Source organism: Microbacterium sp. NPDC090014, from assembly GCF_044748285.1.
GTDB lineage: Bacteria > Actinomycetota > Actinomycetes > Actinomycetales > Microbacteriaceae > Microbacterium.
On sequence record NZ_JBIVFS010000001.1, the window covers coordinates 575,081 to 588,721 of the forward strand.

The following is a 13,641-nucleotide window of genomic DNA, read 5'->3' on the forward strand; positions in this document are numbered from 1 at the left end:
ATGTCTGGCCTCAGGGAAGGTGTGCTGTGATCCGACGCGCGCGGCTACCCTCCCGTCACGGGTGAAGGCAGGGTTTTGAGCACGGCGGAGACGGCCTTGGCCGCAGCATCCGCCGTGACGCCCTGTGCCGGCACGGAGCCCCACTGTGCCGCGATGCGCCCCGCGACATACGGAGCCGCGAACGACGTGCCGCTCCAGATCGAGAAGCCTCCGCGGTAGTCGTCCGGGTCGATCGTCTCGCGCCGCAGTCCGTCGACGTCCGCTCTGGTCGTCGCCTGCTCGCCTCCGACGAAGGCGGGTGACGTGCTCACGACGGCGGCGCCGGGGGCGTAGACCTGCACCCAGGGGCCGACGTTCGAGAACAGCGCGACCGACCGGCCCGACGGATTGAGAGCCCCGACCGACACATGCGGCGCAGCGTGATCACGGGAGATGCCGTTGTCGGCACCGGGCCACGGCCACAGCGATGCCGGGAACGACGGCCGGTCGATCGCGTCGTTGCCCGCCGAGCACACCACCACGCACCCCAGCTCTCGCGCCGCGGTGAGCAGCGCGTCGAGGGTCCGGCTGAACTGACCGTCGACCGGGGTCTCGTGGTAGTACCCGAGCGACAGGTTGAGCACGTCGATCGGATGCCCGGTCGACGGGTCCTCGCGGTGTCGCCGCAGCAGCTCGACGACCTGCGCGACGGTCGTCAGGAAGGTGCTCTCGTCGATCACGCCCAGTGCGCCGGCCATGCGGATCGACAGGATGTCGGCATCCGGCGCCGTCTGACGGATGATGCCCGCGATGAACGTGCCGTGCCCGGCGACGGCGTCGATCTCGCCGTCGAGCTGCCCGTAGAGATCCGGATAGACCTCGGGGTCTGCGTCGTCGGTGAGTCCGATCGGCACGCCGTCGATCTCGATGTGGCGGGTGACGATGTCGTCCGGCAGCCAGTCGTGCACACCGCATCCCGTGTCGAGCACCGCCACCACCGGACGTCGGCCGCGCTTCGGGGCCGCCGTGCGCCGGGGAGCCGGTCCGAGCCAGGTCACCGGCTGGCGCGCGCCGCGCCCCGGCTCGAGGTAGTCGTCGCTGCCTCCGGCCCCTCCGCCCGCGCCGCGCACCGGGTTGGTGCGGCTGAACGGGTTGGTGCGGCTGAAGGGATTCGTTCGGCTGAACGGGTTGAGTCCGACGGGGTCGATCGACAGCACATGCTCGAGGCTGGTTCGCGGCATCGACGTGCCGGAGCTGCGCCGCGCGCGCTGCAGCACGCGCCAGGCGTCCGGCGGCACCGGGGACTCGCCGCGGGTCGGCTCGTCGGGAGTGGTCAGGCGAGCGCGCAGGAACCCCGGCACGCCGGGGACCAGCGGATCAGCCGCGCGCAGAGCATCCGGCGAATCGATCTCGAGCATCCAGCCGAACGAGCCGGCAGCATCGCGCAGCTCGCGGATCTCCTCGTCGTACTCCTCCTGACCGTTCTCCTGATCCTGCGTGATCAGCAGCCGCTCCTGCAGATACGCGGTGGGGAACGCCCTGACGCCCTCGACGGGTTCGACCGACGGGTCCAGCGCCGTCCCCCGTCTGATCGATCCCTCGGCCCGGTCCTGCCAGCTCCACCCCTTGGGCTGCTCCATCGTCGATCCTCTCCTCGCGGGCGGACCCGCGTCCTCTGCGGGATGAGCCCGCGTCCTGTGCGGGGGACCCCGCGGTGTGTGCGGGTCGGCCCGCTTCCGGTGAGTGAGGTCCTGCGTGGTGCGGGAGTCGCCCAGCGGTGGTGTGCACGGGTCGCCCCGTCATGCGCGGGTCGCCCCGCGGTGGATCACAACTCGAACTGCGGGGTCGACAGAGTGCGCTCCTGGTCGCCGACCGTGGTGCTCAGGCGCACGCGGGTCAACCCGTCGGGCACGTCGTCGAACAGGAAGCGGCCGGTGTCGTTCGCGGTCGTCGTGCGGATGCTCTCGCCCTGAGCCAGTTCGATCGCACCCGAGATCGAGTCGACCCAGCCGTCGACCCGGTGCGCACCGCTCGCCGTGCGCGTGACGTGCAGCAGGATGCTGGTGGTGCCGTCGCTGAACTGCAGGGTGAGCGCGTCGGCGTCGCCGCGAACGGCTCCGAGCGGTTCCTCGATGAGGGTGAGCAGCGCGTACTCCTCCGACAGCCCCTCGGCTGCCACGGCCGCGATCATGCGGTCGATGAGGGCGGCCGGCATCGGGTCGACGTCGCGCCAGAGCGAACGCAGCTGCGCGAACAGCTCGGCATCCTCATGGTTGTCGCCGCCGTTGGCGCGATCGTTCTCGCTCATGAGCTGCCCTCCGTTCGTGGTGTCGGTGCGTCGAGCAGCTCGCGCAGCTTCGCGAGGCAGCGCTGGCGGGTGGGGCCGATGCTGCCGACCGGCATCGCGAGATCGGCGGCGAGGCGGGCGTAATCCGGTCGCTCCTCGAAGGCGATCACTCGCAGCAGTCGCTGGCATCGGTCGGCGAGGAGGTGAACCGCTGCCCACAGCCGTCGCTTCTCGTCGCCGACGGTGGCGTGGTGCTCGGCCGACTGCTGCGTGGGAAGCAGTGCGTCGAGAGCATCCGACTCGGTCGTGTCGACCCTGTTCTGGGCCTTCCCGGCACGCCAGGCCTCGCGGCGAGCGGTGGTCGTCAGCCAGGCCGACACCGCTTTCGGATCACTGATCGAGCGGTGCCCGCGAACCAGCTGCAGCCACGTGGTCTGGACGACGTCTTCGGCCAGTGTGCGGTCGAGTCCGTAGGCGCGCACGACATGCCAGAGCACAGGCGTCATCAGCCGCACGAGGTCGTCCATCGCGCGGCTCTCGCCGTCCCGCCATGCGTCGAAGAACTCGGCGGCACGCCTCCAGCGTGCTGCTCCGTCGTCCGGTGCAGGATCGAGGGCGGCGCCGTCGGGTGCGCCGTCGATCATGAGTCCCATTGTGATCACACCGGTAAGGAGCACGGCAAGAGGCTCCTGATACATGGACTCGGTATGTTTTTTCGGGGTTCTGGCGGGATTCCGTCCCGGGGAGACGGATGCCGGGTGTCCGGCGACCCGTGCCGCGGGCGTTAGCGTGGAGTGGTGATCGCTCTCGCCGTCGTGCTCTTCCTCAACGCCGCCTTCAACGTGCTGGTGTGGCCCCGTTTCTACAAGCGCGTCGCGACCGACCCGCGGGCACGGGATACCGACGGCAAGGCGACGGCGTTCCTCAAGGTGCACGCCGTGCTGATCGCGATCGCCCTGGTGCTCGCGCTCGTCTCGGTGATCGTCGGCATCGCGGCGCTCGCCGGAGCGCTCTGACGATCAGCTGCGGGTGACCGGCTGCTGGAGCTCGGTGATCCAGTCGGCCTGATCTTCGGACTCCGACTGCAGATAGACCTCACGGCAGGCGCCCTGCGCCGTCGCCCCGTGCGCGGCGATCGCCTGGTTCAGCGCATGCCAGCTGTCATCGATCGTCGCCATGGTGCCGAGGTGCGTGGCGGTGAACGCATCGTCGACGGCGGGAAGCTCGACGATGACGAGGCCGTCGATCGCCGGCCCGTCATAGGTGAAGCCGACCGTGATGCGCACGCCGTGCTTGTTCATGTCGTACTCCGCGATCGGGAGCCCCGGCTCTCCGCCCGACGCGACGATCGCATCGGCCACCTGATCGAACAGCGGACCCACCACCCCCGCGACCTCGGGCTGTGAGGCGACGCTCTGGGTCAGCGCCGCGAGGCGGACGTAGGGAAGGGGCTTCTCGGTGATCTGCTCGGCGGACATCGTCGTCTCCTCAGGTCGTGGGTGCGTGCCGCCGATCCTACGCAGGGGCACGGACATCGGCTACCGTCGTCGATCCGGTCGCTCGCCGGATCCGACTATCCCGCCTCGTCGTCCGACTCGTCCTCGTCCTCGTCCTCGTCGCGGTGGCCGCTGAGGATCAGGATGCGCCGCAGGTGCATGGCCGCGAGCACTCCCGGCCCCATCGAGCGGCGGGCGTCGATGGTCCGGTCGTCGACGGTCTCGAGCAGCAGCCTCACGGCGCGCGCGGCCTCACCCCTGACACGGTGATCCTCGGGCGACAGGGGATCCTCTTGGGCGATCACCTCGGCGACGGCATGGCACGCGTTCGACAGCGGTTCGGGCAGCGCCGCGTCGAGCACCAGAGCCCCTGGGCGATCCCATATGGTGTCGGCGATCTCGTCCGAGATGTCGCGGATCAGATGCGCGATCCTGTCGAGCCGGGCGAGCTCGGCGTGGATGTGTCGCGTCTCCCCCCGTCGTCCCAGCGCCCGTGGGTTGCCTCGCCGGCTGTCGTCGGCCTCCGACAGGGCCGTGCGCAGCTCCGACGTCGTGTCGGCGAGCGAGGCCGCATCATCGGCCCACTGCTGGTGCTCGGGCGGCCACGACTCCGAGACCGCCGACCCGATGTCGTGCAGGTGCTCGCTCAACTGCGTGCGGAACGCGTCGACCTTGGCCGCGGCGGCGAGGGTCAGCGGCGCCGGCGCGATCACCAGGTTCACGAGGAGTCCGACGACGACGCCGACCGCGGTCTGCACCAGGTATCCGATCGAGTAGTCGTCAGCATTCTGGCCGCCGATGATCAGCACGAAGAGCGCGGCCATGGGCACGTACTCGCGGCCGACGCCGAACCACCCCGTTCCCGAGACCAGCACGCCGATGCCGACCACGGCCGGGATGGTCCACCACGTCGGGCCGACGGTGAGCACGACGATCGCTGCCAGCCCGATGCCGGTGGCGAGTCCGAGCAGGGTCTGCAGCCCCGACCGCACCGACCCCATCAGCGTGGGATACATGCTCACGAGGGCGCCGAGCGGCGCGTAGTACGGGTACTCGTCGGTGACGCCGGGCATGTGCGGGGCGATCAGCCACGCGAGTCCGACAGCCAGAGCGGTCTTGGCCACGAGCAGCAGCCGGGCCGGGTCGACCGCTTCGCGCAGTGAGCGCACGATGCCGGGACGGCGCGCGCGCATTCGTGTCCTGATGTTCGTCACGGCATCCTCTCGTCATCCTCCCCGAAGGGTGACGCTAGCCGCTCGGCATCCGTTCACGCATGTGCTTGCGTCCGGCGGCGAGGGCGAGTAGCGGTCGCGACGCGTCGACGCCGGCCGCCCCTCTTCGGAGCGACCGGCGTCGAGCGACCAGCGGGCGATCAGGGGATGGCCCGGCGGAACGCGAGGAACGAGATGCCCGCCAGCACCGCGGTCACGACGAGACCCCACAGTGCGAGACCGAGAGCTCCGGCGTCGAGGATGCCCCGCCACACCTCGTCCCACAGCTCGAGCCTCGTCGCGAGGAACGCGAGACCCACGAGCACGAGACCGAGCCCGACGCCCGCGATCGTGAGCACGGTGGGTCCCCAGCTCTTGTAGATCGTCGCACCGGTGAAGCCGACCACGAACAGGAACAGGGCGAGCGTGAAGTAAACGGTGAACGCTCCGAGCGGACCCGCCTCCCACAGCCACGGCAGGTAGAACACGTAGCCGTTCACGCCGTAGCCGTTCGTCAGCGTCTCGATTCCGCCGCCGATCAGGAAGACGACGCCCATGAGCGCACTGCCGAGGATCGCGGTGAGCAGCGTGCCGAAGAAGAAATCGCGCCGCGTGATGCTCATCGCCTGCGAGAACGGGAAGGTGAGTGTCATGGCCGAGAGGCCGATCGCGAAGAAGTACCAGAGCGGAGCCTGGCCGCCACCGCCGTACTTGGGGGTGTCGACGGGGATCATCGCGTAGATCAGCACCGAGATCACGACCGCGGAGCCGAGGATGATCAGCGGCACCCAGATGAACGTCTGACGGTTGATGAGCTGCAGACGGATGACGTTGAGTGTGCGTCGCATCAGCGCACCTCCTCTTTCGCGACGGAGGCTCTGGTGGCTGCGCCCGCCTCGGCCTTCTGGGTCAGACGGACGATCAGCTGCTGCAGCGACACCGGAGCCAGATCGAGACCGGATGCCGTGAGCTCGGCGCGCTCGGCGGCCGACAGCGCCCCGAGCGCGGTGACGGATGCCACTCGGCCGAGCGCCTCGCGGTGCAGGACCTCACGGTCTGCCGCCCACGCGTCGACCTTGACCGCATCGCCGACCACGGTGACGGCGCGGTCGCGCACGGCATCCGTGTCTTCGTTGAGGAGGATCTTGCCGTTGTCGATCACGATGACCTTCTCGATGAGGTTCGAGACCTCGTCGATCAGGTGCGACGAGAGGACGATCGTGCGCGGATGCTCGGCGTAGTCCTCGAGCAGGCGGTCGTAGAAGATCTGCCTGGCGACCGCGTCGAGCCCCAGGTACGGTTCGTCGAAGAAGGTGAGCTCGGCGCGCGACGCCAGGCCGATGATGACCCCGACGGCCGAGAGCTGTCCGCGGGAGAGCTTCTTGATGGTCTGCTTCATCGGCAGCTGGAACTGCTCGATGAGCTCGTCGGCCAGCTCCTGGTTCCAGTTGCGGAAGAACAGGCTCGCCGCCTTGAACGCGTGACGCGGGTAGGCGTCATCCGGATACTTCTGGCTCTCGCGCACGAAGCAGATCCGGTTGAGGACGTGCGTGTTCTCGTAGGGGTGCTCGCCGAAGACGCGCACGGTGCCGGAGGACTCGAAGTTCTGCGCGGTCAGGATCGACATGAGCGTGGTCTTGCCCGCGCCGTTGCGGCCGAGCAGTCCGTAGATCGCGCCGCCCTCGAGGCTGAGCGACACGTCGTCGAGCGCGTTCTTCTCCTTGTAGTGCTTGGTGAGGTTCTGGACCTCGATGACGGCGGTCATGCGGTGGTCTTCCCTTCTGTCTGGTCGTTCTGCTGTGTCTGGGTCGCGCGCTCGTGCAGCAGCGCGACGAGGTCGTCGGAGCCGAGGCCCAGTGTGCGGGCCTCCGCGATGAGCGGTTCGATGTAGCGGTCGGCGAATGCGGCACGGCGCTCGCCGAGCAGCAGATCCTTCGCCCCGGCGGCGACGAACATGCCGATGCCGCGGCGCTTGTAGAGCACTCCCTTATCGGTGAGCATGGCGACTCCCTTCGCTGCCGTCGCGGGGTTGATCCGGTAGAAGCCGGCGAGCTCGTTCGTCGAGGGCGCCTGCGATTCCTCCTCGAGAGAGCCGTCGAGGATCGAGTCCTCGATCTGCTCGGCGATCTGGAGGAAGAGCGGCTTGCCTTCTTCGATCACGAGTCCTCCGCTGGTTGGTGGGTTAGTTACTAGAGTAGGTAACCACTGAACCGCGGGTGTGTCAACAGTTGTTTCAGGCAGGCTGGTGCGGTGGGGAGCGCTCAGCCGCGCAGGTCCCGGGCGCGCAGCGCGACGGCCGAAGCTGCGGCGAGGACCACGGCCAGGCCCCAGGTGAGCGCGAGTCCACCGGCATCCACGCCCTCGGCGAGGGGCGGCTGACGGTACACCCAGGCGTAGGGCGAGAGCGCGTTCAACCACTCGAGGTCATCGGACTGCTTCGCCAACGCCTGCAGGATGTATCCGAGCACGGCGATCCCTGCGCCGGCGCCGGTCGCCCAGATGCGGCGACCCGTCGCTGCGCCGGCGAGCAGAGCGGCGGATGCCGTGAGGAACGAGAGTCCGGTGAGCGCGGCGCTCGCTCCGACGATGCGCCAGCCGTCGAGGCCGAGCTCGGCCGAGTCGTTCAACGCCCAGAGGACGAGCCCCGAGAAGACGCCGAGCCACAGCAGTCGCACGAGGACGGCGAAGGCCGACTCCAGCGCATACCGGCCGCGGCCGATGCCGTGCGCGAGGTCGAGTTCGGCCCGTCCGCTCTCCTCCGCGCCGGCGATGGCCGCCGACCCCCACGTCACTGCTGCGATCGTCAGCAGAAGGAAGCCGATCAGGCCGAAGAACGTGCTCTGCGCGTATCCGGCGCCGGTCGCGATCTGGTCGTACCCGAGGGTGTCGACGAGTTCCTTCGGCAGCGACGAGATCATGGCCTCGAGCTGGCCGTCTCCGGCGAGGCTCGGGTACAGCGGCAGATAGAGGAACAGCACCGCGGCGAGGCCGGCGGTCCATCCGAGCAGGCTTCGCCAGGACTCGCGCAGGCTGCGTCGGAACACGGGCAGGATGCCGTTCATCGCTGCTCCCCCCTGTCGCGCCGCGATCGTCGGGTCGCGGGTCGGGCCGATGCCGGAGTGACAGAGGAGCCGTAGAGCCGCAGCACGGACTCCTCGAGATCCGGCTCCTCGACGGTGAGGTCGCGCACCTCGAACGGCGCGAGCGCCTTGATGAACGGGTCGATCGCGCCGTCGACCGTGCCGGACAGCTGCAGGATGCCGTCGGCATCGTGCGCGTCGATGCCGGTGAGCCCCGGCACCCGTTCGAAGCCGGCGCGCGCGGCCGCGGCATCCGTCGTCGCGAGCTCGACGCGCACCCGGCGGATCGAGCCCAGTCGCAGCGAGGCGACGTCACCGTCGGCGACGACCCGTCCGTTCGCGAGGACGGCGACTTCGTCGGCGGTCTGCTGGATCTCGCTGAGCACATGCGAGCTCAGCAGCACGGTCTGCCCGGCATCCTTCGCCTCGCGGACCATCTGCAGGAACTCCCGCTGCACGAGAGGATCGAGGCCGCTGGTGGGCTCATCGAGGATCAGCAGCTCCGGACGATGCATGAACGCCTGGATCAGCCCCACCTTCTGCTTGTTGCCCTTCGACAGGGTGCGCACCGGACGTGACAGATCGACGCCGAGACGGTCGCCCAGGTCGCGTGCGGTGCGCAGGGTCGCGGCGGAGTCCCGTGAACCCGAGACCTGAGCGTAGAACGCCAGCATCCGGTGTCCGCTCGTGCGCCCCTCGAGGTGCAGCTCGCCCGGCACGTAGCCGATGCGCCGTCGCAGAGCGGCACCGCCGTGACGCGGGTCCTCGCCGAGGATGCGCACAGTGCCGGAGGACGGACGGATGATGTCGACCAGTGTGCGGAGCGTGGTGGTCTTGCCCGCGCCGTTCGGTCCGATGAGCCCGAACACGGTTCCCGGACGTACTCGGAGGTCGAGCTCGTGCAGCGCGACGCGGCTGCCGTAGCGCTTGTGCAGACGTTCGATCTCGATGGTGTCGGTCATGATGCGTCTCCTTCCGGGGTGGGACCCTCTGTTCCGAGGGCTTCGCGCGCACCGTCGAGCAGCGCGGTCGTCGAATAGATGCCGTGGGTGAGCAGCTCGAGTGTGGGCAGCGTCGTGCGTCGCAGCCCGGCCGGGCTCAGTTGATCGGTGCCCAGGGCCCGGGCGATCTGAGCGCGCATCACCACCGGCGCCAGGCCGATCAGGGTGAGGGTCAGCGTCGTCATCTCGGGGTCGCTCATCGGCTCGAGCATCCCCGCCTCGCGCTGCTCGGCGAGCACATCGCGCGTCCTCGCGAGGAAGCTGTCGAACAGCCGATCCGCTGCCGGAGAGCCGTCGATCAGCATCCGGGCGAGGTAGTCGATATAGGGCCCGTATCGGCCGAGGTCGTTCAGCGCGGTGCGGATGCGGTCGCCGGTCGGGGCCGTGATGAGGTCGTGCTCCTCATCGGTGAAGACGCCGACGACGTAGTCGTCGCACTCCGTGCGCAGGGCGTTCTTGTCGCCGAAGTGATGCACGATCAGCGCGGCGCTGACTCCGGCCTCCGTGGCGATCGCGCGAAGGCTGGTGGCATCGAACCCGTTGCGCGCGAAAGCGGCGATGGCAGTGTCGCGGATGCGGGCACGAGCGGTGAGATCGTCGGAAGCTGAACGCATGTACAGCACACTAAACAGATGTTCAGCCGCGGTCAAGAGGGGTCGCTCGTACTCTGGAGGAGTGGACTTCCCCTACAGCCGCCTGCGCCGCTGGCCCGACGTCGAGGCCGACAATCTGCAGGCGCACGACGCGACCGACCTGCTGCTCGTCGAGCGCGCGCTGGCGCCGGAGTTCTCCGGTCTCTCGGGGCGCGAGATCGCGGTGATCGGCGACGAATACGGGGCGATCACGCTCGCGCTGACGGACGGCGGACTCGACGGCATCCGCGTGCATCAGGACCTCGCGACCGGGCGACGCGCGCTCGCCCGTAACGCCGACGAGCTCGGGCTGACGGGATTCTCCACTCACGAGCTCGACGCCGCTCTGCTCGACGGCGCGCGGCTCGTGCTGCTGCAGCTGCCCAAGGCGCTCGCCGAGCTCGAGGAGATCGCGGATGCCGTATCGCGTCGGGCCGCCCCGGATGTGGTGCTCGTCGCCGGCGGGCGCGTGAAGCACATGACCATCACGCAGAACGAGGTGCTCGCGCGGAGCTTCGAGACGGTGCAGGCGCAGCGCGCCGAGCGGAAGTCGCGGCTGGTGGTCGCGTCCGAGCCGCGGCCGGCCCCCGCTGAGCCGCCGTTCCCGGTCGCGGAGCGGCATGACGGGCTCGTGCTCGTCGCGCACGGCGGCGCGTTCGCGGGGGCGAAACTCGACATCGGCACGCGGGTTCTGCTCGAGGTGCTCGGTCTCGATGAACAGCCGAGCCCGGCTCCGATCGTCGTCGACCTGGGCTGCGGGACCGGCGCGCTCGCCGCCTCCTACGCCCTCGCGCACCCGGAATCCCGCGTGATCGCCACCGATCGATCTGCGGCGGCCGTCGCCTCGGCGCGCGCCACGATGGTCGTGAACGGCGTCGACGATCGAGTCGCCGTCATGCACGACGACGCCGGCTCGGAGATCGCCGACGCGACCGCCGACGTCGTGCTGCTCAATCCGCCCTTCCACCTCGGCAGCAGCGTGCACACCGGGGCAGCGACCCGACTGTTCGAGGCCGCCGCCCGCATCCTCCGCCCCGGCGGAGAGCTCTTCACGGTCTTCAACTCGTCGCTCGGGTACCGCGCCGAACTGACCCGGCTCGTCGGGGCGACCGAGCAGCTCGCGCGCACCCCGAAGTTCACGGTCACGCGCAGCATCCGGCGCTGATCCGTCGCCGACTGGGCGTCGTTCGGTCACACGCACTTCCCGCGGCCGAATGCTCGGGATCGGGCCGACGCAGGCGCGAACGGCCGACCGAAATCGCCGACCAGAACCGCGCCGCGACCGCGTCCGAAACCCGCGCAATCCCCCGGTCAGCCGACGAAACTGAACGGCACTAGGGATCGTGGATTTGCCCCTGACCGGCCATTTCGTTACGTTGGTTGGTGGGCCTGACGGCCCGAAGACCAGTCCGCGACCACGTCCTTCATTCGAATGTGCTGTGCTGCGAAGAGGCGTGGACGTACGGTCGATGCTCTATCGCGGTGGATCCGAAATCCGCCGTCCGCGCCGCCACAGCTCCAACTCGAAACGGCCGGGAGGATCACCCGGGCGTAACCGAAGCAGGCTCAGCCACCCGAAGGCGAGCCGCAGGGGAAACGTGTCCGAAATCGCTCTTGAAGCGCGCAATCTGTACAAGGTGTTCGGGAAGAATCCGAGCAGTGCCGTCCGTCGACTCAAGGCCGGTGAGAGCAGATCCGCCGTCGGCGACGCAGGAACCGCCGCCGTCATCGACGCCAGTTTCACCGTGAACCGCGGCGAGATCTTCGTGATCATGGGGCTCTCCGGTTCCGGCAAGTCCACCATCATCCGCATGCTCAACGGCCTGCACGATGTGACCGACGGATCCGTCATCGTGAACGGCGACCCGATCACGGGCATCCCGTCGTCACGGCTCCGCGAGATCCGCCGCGACCGCGTCTCGATGGTGTTCCAGCACTTCGCCCTGCTGCCGCACCGCACGGTCGCCGCGAACGTCGCCTATCCGCTCGAGCTCAAGGGCGTCGGCAAGGACGAGCGACTGAAGAAGGCCGAGGAGATCCTCACCCTGGTGGGTCTCGAAGGCCAGGCCGACAAGCTCCCGTCCGAGCTCTCGGGCGGCATGCAGCAGCGCGTCGGCATCGCCCGTGCGCTCGCCGCCGACTCCGACATCCTGCTCATGGACGAGGCGTTCAGCGCCCTCGACCCGCTGATCCGTCGCGAGATGCAGGAGCAGCTCCTCGAGCTGCAGGAGAAGCTGCAGAAGACGATCGTCTTCATCACCCACGACCTCAATGAGGCCATGTTCCTCGGCGACCGCATCGCTGTCATGCGCGACGGTCGCATCGTGCAGATCGGCACGCCCGAGGACATCCTCACGGACCCCGCCAACGACTACGTCGAGCAGTTCGTGCAGGACGTCGACCGCGCTCGCGTGCTCACCGCCGCGAACGTCATGGAGCGCCCGCGCCCGGTCGTCGCCGAGACCGCCGGCCCACGCACGGCGCTTCGCCAGATGCGCGACGCGTTCATGTCGGCCACCTACGTGACCGGTCGCGACCGCAAGCTGCTGGGAATCGTCACCGACCGCGATGCCGTCAAGCTCGTGCGCCAGGGGGTGTCGACCCTCGACTCCATCATCAAGCCGGCGCCGCAGAGCGTCAGCAAGGACGAGGTGCTGATGAACCTGTTCATCCCCTCCGTCGAATCGCCGCTGCCTCTGGCCGTGGTGGATGCCGAGGGGCGCCTCGTCGGCGTGATCCCACGCATCACCCTGCTCGCAGCCCTGGGCCCCGGGCCCGGTGCCACGGGCGAGCTCACCCTGCCGCTTCTTCCGATGCCGCAGGCCGAGATCGATGCCGTGCTCGATGACGGATGGACGGCCGAGCCGCTGCCGGTCGCGACGACGACGGAGGAGGTGCGCTGATGGATGGTTTCCGCATTCCTCTCGGTAGCTGGGTCGCAACGGGAGTCGACTGGATCAAGACGAACCTCGACGGTCTGCTCGACGTCATCTCGTTCGTGGTCAGCTTCCTGGTCGACGGCCTCACCCGCGCCCTGCTGAGCCCGCATTTCGTGGTCATCATCCTGATCGCGGCGTTCATCGCGTGGCTCGTGCGCTCGTGGCAGCTCGCGATCGGGACGATCGTCTCGTTCGGTCTGATCGTGGCCATGGGCCTCTGGGTCCCCGCGATGCAGACGCTCGCCCTCGTGCTCGTCGCCGCGGTGATCGCCGTGCTGATCGCGGTGCCGCTGGGCATCTGGTCGGCCCGCAACGCCACCGTGCGCGCGGTGCTCAAGCCCGTGCTCGACTTCATGCAGACGATGCCGGCGTTCGTCTACCTGATCCCGGCGATCGTGTTCTTCAGCATCGGCGTCGTGCCCGGTCTCGTCGCCACCGTCATCTTCGCGCTGCCTCCGGGTGTGCGACTGACCGAGCTCGGCATCCGCGGAGTCGACTCCGAGACCGTCGAGGCCGGTCAGGCGTTCGGCGCCAAGCCGGGTCAGATCCTGCGCGGCATCCAGCTCCCGCTCGCGATGCCGACGATCCTCGCCGGCGTCAACCAGGTCATCATGCTCGCGCTGTCGATGGCGGTCATCGCCGGTATGGCGGGCGCCGACGGCCTCGGGAAGATCGTCGTCGAGGCGATCTCGACCATCAACATCGCCAAGGGCGTCGAGGCCGGTCTGGGCGTCGTGCTCATCGCCGTCTTCCTCGACCGCGTCACCGCGGCCCTCGGCGACCTGGGCAGCAACCGCTCGTCGCTGCTCGGGATGCTGGCGCGTCGCCGCACGCAGAAGCGTCTCGATGCCGCATCCGCCGAGGCGGACACGACGGCGACGGCATCCGCTCCCGCATCGGCCGACGCGGCCGACGCGCTGGATGCCGACGCCGAGGCCGAGCGACTGAAGGCCTCCCCGCGCCGCGCCCCTGTCGGCGGCGGCGTGCACTGACTCATCCCTTCCGCACAAGAGAAC

The 13,641-nt window shown here is 69.1% G+C and carries 15 protein-coding genes; 4 read left to right on the plus strand and 11 right to left on the minus strand.

Annotated features, from left to right (window positions below):
* Positions 1 to 44 precede the first annotated feature (44 nt).
* The 3 genes from ACIPV5_RS02815 to ACIPV5_RS02825 form a co-directional block, all read right to left on the minus strand.
* Complete coding sequence (locus ACIPV5_RS02815; RefSeq protein WP_400339547.1) at positions 45 to 1,619, minus strand: S8 family peptidase; 1,575 nt, start codon at positions 1,617 to 1,619, stop codon at positions 45 to 47.
* 185 nt (positions 1,620 to 1,804) lie between these two features.
* Entirely contained in the window at positions 1,805 to 2,287 is a 483-nt protein-coding gene (locus ACIPV5_RS02820; RefSeq protein WP_056275923.1) for a hypothetical protein, read from the minus strand.
* Positions 2,284 to 2,910: an RNA polymerase sigma factor gene (locus ACIPV5_RS02825; RefSeq protein ID WP_233277273.1), complete on the minus strand. Its 627-nt coding sequence runs from the start codon at positions 2,908 to 2,910 to the stop codon at positions 2,284 to 2,286. Before ACIPV5_RS02825 ends, ACIPV5_RS02820 begins: the two co-directional genes overlap by 4 nt.
* A gap of 153 nt (positions 2,911 to 3,063) precedes the next feature.
* Here ACIPV5_RS02825 and ACIPV5_RS02830 point away from each other — a divergent pair, with 153 nt between their 5' ends.
* Complete coding sequence (locus ACIPV5_RS02830) at positions 3,064 to 3,282, plus strand: SCO4848 family membrane protein (RefSeq protein ID WP_394195029.1); 219 nt, start codon at positions 3,064 to 3,066, stop codon at positions 3,280 to 3,282.
* A gap of 3 nt (positions 3,283 to 3,285) precedes the next feature.
* On the opposite strand, the gene ACIPV5_RS02835 is transcribed toward ACIPV5_RS02830, so the two are convergent.
* The 8 genes from ACIPV5_RS02835 to ACIPV5_RS02870 all read right to left on the minus strand — a co-directional run bounded on the left by ACIPV5_RS02835 (position 3,286) and on the right by ACIPV5_RS02870 (position 9,668).
* On the minus strand, positions 3,286 to 3,744 hold the full coding sequence (locus ACIPV5_RS02835) for a GyrI-like domain-containing protein (protein ID WP_053098358.1): 459 nt from the start codon (positions 3,742 to 3,744) through the stop codon (positions 3,286 to 3,288).
* Between the two features lie 95 nt (positions 3,745 to 3,839).
* A complete protein-coding gene (locus tag ACIPV5_RS02840) occupies positions 3,840 to 4,976 on the minus strand; it encodes an aromatic acid exporter family protein (RefSeq protein WP_400339550.1) in 1,137 nt (378 codons plus the stop codon).
* Positions 4,977 to 5,134: 158 nt separating this feature from the next.
* Positions 5,135 to 5,821 carry a hypothetical protein gene (locus tag ACIPV5_RS02845; protein ID WP_053098360.1) on the minus strand — a complete coding sequence of 229 codons (687 nt, stop codon included), beginning with the start codon at positions 5,819 to 5,821 and terminating at the stop codon, positions 5,135 to 5,137.
* A complete protein-coding gene (locus tag ACIPV5_RS02850; protein WP_400339552.1) occupies positions 5,821 to 6,738 on the minus strand; it encodes an ABC transporter ATP-binding protein in 918 nt (305 codons plus the stop codon). The genes ACIPV5_RS02845 and ACIPV5_RS02850 overlap by 1 nt, the downstream gene beginning before the upstream one ends.
* A complete protein-coding gene (locus ACIPV5_RS02855; RefSeq protein WP_072590463.1) occupies positions 6,735 to 7,133 on the minus strand; it encodes a GntR family transcriptional regulator in 399 nt (132 codons plus the stop codon). The genes ACIPV5_RS02850 and ACIPV5_RS02855 overlap by 4 nt, the downstream gene beginning before the upstream one ends.
* A 101-nt stretch (positions 7,134 to 7,234) precedes the next feature.
* The gene (locus ACIPV5_RS02860) at positions 7,235 to 8,035 is read right to left on the minus strand and encodes an ABC transporter permease subunit (protein ID WP_400339555.1); all 801 of its coding nucleotides are present in this window, start codon (positions 8,033 to 8,035) and stop codon (positions 7,235 to 7,237) included.
* Positions 8,032 to 9,015, minus strand: a complete 984-nt coding sequence (locus tag ACIPV5_RS02865; RefSeq protein ID WP_400339558.1) for an ABC transporter ATP-binding protein — start codon at positions 9,013 to 9,015, stop codon at positions 8,032 to 8,034. Before ACIPV5_RS02865 ends, ACIPV5_RS02860 begins: the two co-directional genes overlap by 4 nt.
* Entirely contained in the window at positions 9,012 to 9,668 is a 657-nt protein-coding gene (locus tag ACIPV5_RS02870) for a TetR family transcriptional regulator (RefSeq protein ID WP_320489487.1), read from the minus strand. The genes ACIPV5_RS02865 and ACIPV5_RS02870 overlap by 4 nt, the downstream gene beginning before the upstream one ends.
* Before the next feature lie 61 nt (positions 9,669 to 9,729).
* Between ACIPV5_RS02870 and ACIPV5_RS02875 the strand changes: the two genes are divergently transcribed.
* From ACIPV5_RS02875 to ACIPV5_RS02885, 3 genes are all read left to right on the plus strand, one after another.
* Positions 9,730 to 10,851 carry a class I SAM-dependent methyltransferase gene (locus tag ACIPV5_RS02875; protein WP_400339562.1) on the plus strand — a complete coding sequence of 374 codons (1,122 nt, stop codon included), beginning with the start codon at positions 9,730 to 9,732 and terminating at the stop codon, positions 10,849 to 10,851.
* A 433-nt stretch (positions 10,852 to 11,284) separates the two neighbouring features.
* Positions 11,285 to 12,589 (plus strand): glycine betaine/L-proline ABC transporter ATP-binding protein, encoded by a 1,305-nt coding sequence (locus ACIPV5_RS02880; RefSeq protein WP_053098367.1) that lies wholly within the window; start codon positions 11,285 to 11,287, stop codon positions 12,587 to 12,589.
* The gene (locus ACIPV5_RS02885) at positions 12,589 to 13,617 is read left to right on the plus strand and encodes a proline/glycine betaine ABC transporter permease (protein WP_056277616.1); all 1,029 of its coding nucleotides are present in this window, start codon (positions 12,589 to 12,591) and stop codon (positions 13,615 to 13,617) included. The genes ACIPV5_RS02880 and ACIPV5_RS02885 overlap by 1 nt, the downstream gene beginning before the upstream one ends.
* The last annotated feature ends 24 nt before the right edge of the window (positions 13,618 to 13,641 follow it).

What these genes read in the sequence shown, in the direction of transcription:
- ACIPV5_RS02815 (WP_400339547.1), bottom strand. Translation starts at nt 1,619, where the DNA reads ATGGAGCAGCCCAAGGGGTGGAGCTGGCAGGACCGGGCCGAGGGATCG.
- ACIPV5_RS02820 (WP_056275923.1), bottom strand. Translation starts at nt 2,287, where the DNA reads ATGAGCGAGAACGATCGCGCCAACGGCGGCGACAACCATGAGGATGCC.
- ACIPV5_RS02825 (WP_233277273.1), bottom strand. Translation starts at nt 2,910, where the DNA reads ATGATCGACGGCGCACCCGACGGCGCCGCCCTCGATCCTGCACCGGAC.
- ACIPV5_RS02835 (WP_053098358.1), bottom strand. Translation starts at nt 3,744, where the DNA reads ATGTCCGCCGAGCAGATCACCGAGAAGCCCCTTCCCTACGTCCGCCTC.
- ACIPV5_RS02845 (WP_053098360.1), bottom strand. Translation starts at nt 5,821, where the DNA reads ATGCGACGCACACTCAACGTCATCCGTCTGCAGCTCATCAACCGTCAG.
- ACIPV5_RS02850 (WP_400339552.1), bottom strand. Translation starts at nt 6,738, where the DNA reads ATGACCGCCGTCATCGAGGTCCAGAACCTCACCAAGCACTACAAGGAG.
- ACIPV5_RS02860 (WP_400339555.1), bottom strand. Translation starts at nt 8,035, where the DNA reads ATGAACGGCATCCTGCCCGTGTTCCGACGCAGCCTGCGCGAGTCCTGG.
- ACIPV5_RS02865 (WP_400339558.1), bottom strand. Translation starts at nt 9,015, where the DNA reads ATGACCGACACCATCGAGATCGAACGTCTGCACAAGCGCTACGGCAGC.
- ACIPV5_RS02870 (WP_320489487.1), bottom strand. Translation starts at nt 9,668, where the DNA reads ATGCGTTCAGCTTCCGACGATCTCACCGCTCGTGCCCGCATCCGCGAC.
- ACIPV5_RS02885 (WP_056277616.1), top strand. Translation starts at nt 12,589, where the DNA reads ATGGATGGTTTCCGCATTCCTCTCGGTAGCTGGGTCGCAACGGGAGTC.